Genomic DNA, 5,693 nt, shown 5'->3' with positions numbered 1-5,693 from the left:
AATCGTTGATGTCATCGATCAGCATTTTAATAGGAAAGACTAGCCCTCAGCTTCCAGACAAAATCAAAGCCTTTTAGGCTTTTTTTTGTTATACTATAAAAGTATATTTATTGACCTTTTATACTCTTCGAAAATCTCTTCAAACCACGTCAGCTTTATCTGCAACCTCAAAGCGGTGCTTTGAGCAACCTGCGGCTAGCTTCCTAGTTTGCTCTTTGATTTTCATTGAGTATTACCGTATTTTCTAGGGAAATCAAGTATGTTTCTAGTAAGTACTGTAAAGGTCTTGAAAAAGAAAGGAACTATCATGTCAGTATTAGAGATCAAAGATCTTCACGTTGAGATTGAAGGAAAAGAAATTTTAAAAGGGGTTAACTTGACCCTGAAAACAGGAGAAATTGCCGCTATCATGGGACCAAATGGTACAGGTAAATCGACTCTTTCTGCCGCTATCATGGGAAATCCAAACTATGAAGTAACCAAAGGTGAAGTTTTGTTTGATGGTGTAAACATCCTTGAGTTGGAAGTGGATGAGCGTGCGCGTATGGGACTTTTCCTTGCTATGCAATACCCATCAGAAATCCCTGGAATTACCAACGCTGAGTTTCTTCGTGCCGCTATGAATGCTGGTAAAGAAGATGATGAGAAGATTTCAGTTCGTGAGTTTATTACTAAGCTAGATGAAAAAATGGAATTGCTCAACATGAAAGAAGAAATGGCAGAGCGTTACCTCAACGAAGGTTTCTCTGGTGGTGAGAAAAAACGTAATGAAATTCTTCAACTCTTGATGTTGGAACCAACTTTTGCTCTTTTGGATGAGATTGACTCAGGTCTTGATATTGATGCCCTTAAAGTTGTTTCTAAAGGTGTGAATGCTATGCGTGGTGAAGGCTTTGGTGCTATGATCATCACTCACTACCAACGTCTTTTGAACTACATCACACCTGATGTGGTACACGTGATGATGGAAGGGCGTGTTGTCCTTTCAGGTGGTCCAGAATTGGCTGCACGTTTGGAACGTGAAGGATACGCAAAACTAGCTGAAGAACTTGGCTACGACTACAAGGAAGAATTGTAATTCCCTCGTATCTTTTAGGAGAAGTAAATGACTAAAGAAAATATTAAACTTTTTTCAGAAATGCACGCTGAACCAAGCTGGTTGGCTGACCTCCGTCAAAAAGCTTTTGATAAGATTGAGAGTTTAGAATTACCAGTTATTGAGCGTGTCAAATTCCACCGTTGGAATCTGGGGGATGGGACGATTACAGAAAGCGAGCCATCAGCAAATGTTCCAGATTTCACTGCACTAGATAACCACTTGAAGTTGGTGCAAGTAGGAACGCAAACTGTTTTTGAGCAAATTCCAGTTGAGTTGGCTGAACAGGGTATCATCTTTACAGACTTCCACTCAGCTTTAGAAGAAATTCCAGAGCTTGTTGAGGAATTCTTCATGTCATCTGTCAAGTATGACGATGATAAGTTGGCAGCCTACCATACAGCTTATTTCAATAGTGGTGCTGTTCTCTATATTCCTGATAACGTGGAAATTGCTGAACCAATCGAAGGGATTTTCTATCAAGACAGCGATAGCGATGTGCCGTTTAACAAGCATATTATGATTATCGCTGGTAAAAATTCTAAGATTAGTTATCTGGAGCGTTTAGAGTCACGCGGTGAAGGAAGTGCCAAAGCAACTGCTAATATCACAGTAGAAGTAATTGCACGTTCTGGTGCTCAAGTCAAGTTTGCGGCTATCGACCGTCTAGGTGAAAACGTTACTGCCTATATTAGCCGTCGTGGTAAATTAGGCAACGATGCAAGTATTGACTGGGCAATCGGTGTCATGAACGAAGGAAACGTCGTTGCTGACTTTGATAGTGACTTGCTTGGTAACGGTAGCCATGCTGACCTGAAAGTTGTAGCTCTTTCAAGTGGCCGTCAGGTGCAAGGAATTGACACTCGCGTAACAAACTATGGCTGCAACTCAATCGGAAATATCCTCCAACATGGGGTTATCCTTGAAAAAGCAACTTTGACTTTCAATGGTATCGGCCACATCATTAAGGGTGCTAAGGGAGCAGATGCCCAACAAGAGAGCCGTGTGCTCATGCTTTCAGACCAAGCGCGTTCAGATGCCAATCCAATTCTTTTGATTGATGAAAATGACGTCACTGCAGGACACGCAGCGTCTATCGGACAAGTTGATCCAGAAGACATGTACTACCTCATGAGCCGAGGCTTGGACAAGGCAACTGCAGAACGCTTGGTTGTCCGTGGTTTCCTTGGATCTGTTATCGTGGAGATTCCAGTCAAGGAAGTTCGTGATGAAATGATTGCGACTATCGAAGAAAAATTGTCAAAACGCTAAGGGGTAGCCTATGTTAGATGTAGAAGCGATTCGCAAGGATTTTCCAATTTTAGACCAGATTGTCAACGATGAACCGTTGGTCTATCTGGACAATGCTGCGACGACACAAAAACCACTAGCAGTACTGGAAACAATCAACCGCTACTATGAGAGCGACAATGCCAATGTTCACCGTGGTGTTCATACCTTGGCAGAAAGGGCGACAGCTTCTTATGAGGCGGCTCGTGAAACCATTCGTAAGTTTATCAATGCAGACTCTACAAAGGAAGTTCTCTTTACCAGAGGAACGACAACCAGTCTGAACTGGGTAGCGCGTTATGCTGAGGAAGTCTTGACTGAGGGAGACCAGGTCTTGATTTCAGTAATGGAACACCATTCTAATATCATTCCATGGCAGGAAGCTTGTCGAAAGACTGGAGCAGAGCTTGTCTATGTCTATCTTAAAGATGGTGCCTTGGATATGGAGGATTTGCGAGCTAAATTGACTGATAAGGTTAAATTTGTTTCCCTAGCTCATGCCTCCAATGTTCTTGGTGTGGTCAATCCGATCAAGGAAATCACTCAATTAGCCCACCAAGTTGGGGCAATCATGGTAGTGGATGGTGCTCAATCTACACCTCATATGAAGATTGATGTCCATGACTTGGATGTGGACTTCTTCGCCTTTTCGGGTCACAAGATAGCTGGTCCGACTGGTATCGGTGTCCTTTACGGCAAAGAAAAGTATCTTGAGCAAATGTCTCCAATAGAATTTGGCGGCGAGATGATTGATTTCGTCTACGAACAATCGGCTAGTTGGAAGGAATTGCCTTGGAAATTCGAGGCTGGAACTCCTAACATGGCAGGTGCTATCGGACTGGCAGCAGCAGTGGATTATCTGGAAAAGATTGGTATGGATGCCATTGAAGCCCATGAACAGGAACTGATTGCATATGTCTATCCAAAACTGCAGGCGATTGAAGGATTGACCATTTACGGTTCGCAGGACTTGGCTCAACGTTCAGGTGTCATTGCCTTTAACCTAGGCGACCTTCATCCGCACGACATCGCGACGGCTCTGGATTATGAAGGAGTTGCTGTTCGAGCAGGTCACCATTGTGCGCAACCCTTGCTCCAGTATTTGGAAGTTTCAGCAACAGCTCGTGCAAGTTTTTATATCTACAATACCAAGGCAGATTGCGACAAGCTAGTCGATGCCTTACAAAAGACAAAGGAGTTTTTCAATGGCACTTTCTAAACTAGATAGCCTTTATATGGCAGTGGTAGCGGACCATTCGAAAAATCCACATCACCAAGGGAAGTTGGAAGATGCTGAGCAAATCAGTCTCAACAATCCAACCTGTGGGGATGTTATCAATCTCTCTGTCAAGTTTGATGCAGAGGACCGTTTGGAAGATATCGCTTTTCTAAACTCAGGTTGTACCATCTCAACTGCCTCTGCCAGCATGATGACAGATGCAGTTTTAGGAAAAACCAAACAAGAAATTTTAGAACTTGCGACCATTTTTTCTGAAATGGTTCAAGGGCAAAAAGATGACAGACAAGATAGTCTTGGAGACGCAGCCTTCTTGTCAGGTGTTGCCAAATTCCCGCAACGAATTAAGTGTGCAACCCTAGCTTGGAATGCCCTTAAGAAAACAATTGAAAATCAAGAAAACAAATAAGGCAAGTTTCTTTTGTCTTATGAATCAGTAGAAATGAAGAATGAAAGAAAGGATATTATGGCTGAAGAAAGAGTAGAACCAAAACCAATTGATCTTGGTGAATATAAATTTGGTTTCCATGATGATGTAGAGCCTGTCCTATCGACAGGAAAAGGATTGAATGAGGATGTCATTCGTGAACTATCAGCTGCCAAGGGAGAACCTGAGTGGATGTTAGAATTCCGTTTGAAGTCTTATGAAACCTTCAAAAAAATGCCCATGCAAACTTGGGGAGCAGACTTGTCAGAGATTGATTTTGATGACTTAATCTACTACCAAAAACCATCTGATAAACCAGCTCGTTCCTGGGATGAGGTTCCTGAAAAAATTAAAGAAACCTTTGAACGTATTGGGATTCCAGAAGCTGAACGTGCTTATCTTGCTGGAGCTTCTGCCCAGTATGAGTCCGAAGTAGTTTACCATAACATGAAGGAAGAATTTGAGAAGTTAGGTATTATCTTTACAGATACGGATTCTGCTCTCAAGGAATACCCAGATTTGTTTAAACAATACTTTGCTAAGTTGGTACCACCAACAGATAATAAGTTGGCTGCCCTCAATTCGGCAGTATGGTCAGGTGGAACCTTTATCTATGTACCAAAAGGGGTCAAAGTGGATATTCCACTTCAAACTTACTTCCGTATCAACAACGAAAATACAGGTCAGTTTGAACGTACCTTGATTATCGTTGATGAGGGAGCAAGTGTCCACTACGTTGAAGGTTGTACAGCGCCAACATATTCAAGTAACAGCTTGCATGCTGCCATTGTAGAAATCTTTTCCTTAAAAGGAGCTTATATGCGTTATACAACCATTCAAAACTGGTCTGACAACGTCTATAACTTGGTAACGAAACGTGCCAAAGCCTTGAAAGATGCGACTGTTGAGTGGATTGATGGAAACTTGGGTGCCAAAACAACCATGAAATACCCATCTGTTTGCCTAGATGGAGAAGGGGCGCGTGGTACTATGCTTTCTATTGCCTTTGCTAATGCAGGGCAACACCAGGACACTGGTGCCAAGATGATTCACAATGCTCCACATACCAGTTCGTCTATCGTGTCTAAATCCATCGCTAAAGGCGGAGGAAAGGTTGACTACCGTGGTCAAGTAACCTTTAACAAGAACTCTAAGAAATCTGTTTCTCACATTGAATGTGATACCATTATCATGGATGACTTGTCGGCATCAGATACTATTCCATTTAATGAAATCCACAACTCGCAAGTTGCTTTGGAACACGAAGCTAAGGTTTCTAAGATTTCAGAAGAACAATTGTATTACCTCATGAGTCGTGGATTGTCAGAATCAGAAGCGACAGAAATGATTGTTATGGGATTTGTGGAGCCCTTCACAAAAGAGCTTCCAATGGAGTATGCTGTTGAGCTGAACCGCTTGATTAGCTATGAGATGGAAGGGTCAGTTGGGTAAAATTTGATTTTAGATATACTCAAAATCAAGGACTTTGATACTATTCGAAAATCAAAGTGTAAACCACGTCAGCTTTATCTACAACCTCAAAGCGGTGCTTTGAGCAACCTACGGCTAGCTTCCTAGTTTACTCTTTGATTTTCATTGAGCATTAGATCTACTCAAAATCAAGAACTTTGAAGATGAATTTG

The 5,693-nt window shown here is 42.1% G+C and carries 5 protein-coding genes; all 5 read left to right on the top strand.

The genetic code is table 11. The features are described 5' to 3' along the window. The first annotated feature begins 307 nt into the window (after positions 1-307). From sufC to sufB, 5 genes are read left to right on the top strand one after another with little or no spacing between them, the layout of a single operon-like run. Complete coding sequence (gene sufC, locus HT708_RS10190) at positions 308-1,078, top strand: Fe-S cluster assembly ATPase SufC (RefSeq protein WP_000114489.1); 771 nt, start codon at positions 308-310, stop codon at positions 1,076-1,078. 27 nt (positions 1,079-1,105) lie between these two features. Further along, positions 1,106-2,368: a Fe-S cluster assembly protein SufD gene (sufD, locus tag HT708_RS10185; RefSeq protein ID WP_050219083.1), complete on the top strand. Its 1,263-nt coding sequence runs from the start codon at positions 1,106-1,108 to the stop codon at positions 2,366-2,368. Positions 2,369-2,378: 10 nt separating this feature from the next. After that, the gene (locus HT708_RS10180) at positions 2,379-3,605 is read left to right on the top strand and encodes a cysteine desulfurase (protein ID WP_119943157.1); all 1,227 of its coding nucleotides are present in this window, start codon (positions 2,379-2,381) and stop codon (positions 3,603-3,605) included. Further along, positions 3,592-4,032, top strand: coding sequence for a Fe-S cluster assembly sulfur transfer protein SufU (sufU, locus tag HT708_RS10175; protein ID WP_119943159.1), 441 nt, complete (start codon positions 3,592-3,594; stop codon positions 4,030-4,032). Before HT708_RS10180 ends, sufU begins: the two co-directional genes overlap by 14 nt. 57 nt (positions 4,033-4,089) lie before the next feature. Continuing rightward, positions 4,090-5,502, top strand: a complete 1,413-nt coding sequence (gene sufB, locus HT708_RS10170; protein WP_000797052.1) for a Fe-S cluster assembly protein SufB — start codon at positions 4,090-4,092, stop codon at positions 5,500-5,502. Positions 5,503-5,693 lie beyond the last annotated feature (191 nt).

This window comes from Streptococcus sp. 3613 (assembly GCF_013277375.1).
Taxonomy (GTDB): domain Bacteria; phylum Bacillota; class Bacilli; order Lactobacillales; family Streptococcaceae; genus Streptococcus; species Streptococcus pseudopneumoniae.
This window is presented reverse-complemented; position numbering and strand designations above follow the sequence as displayed.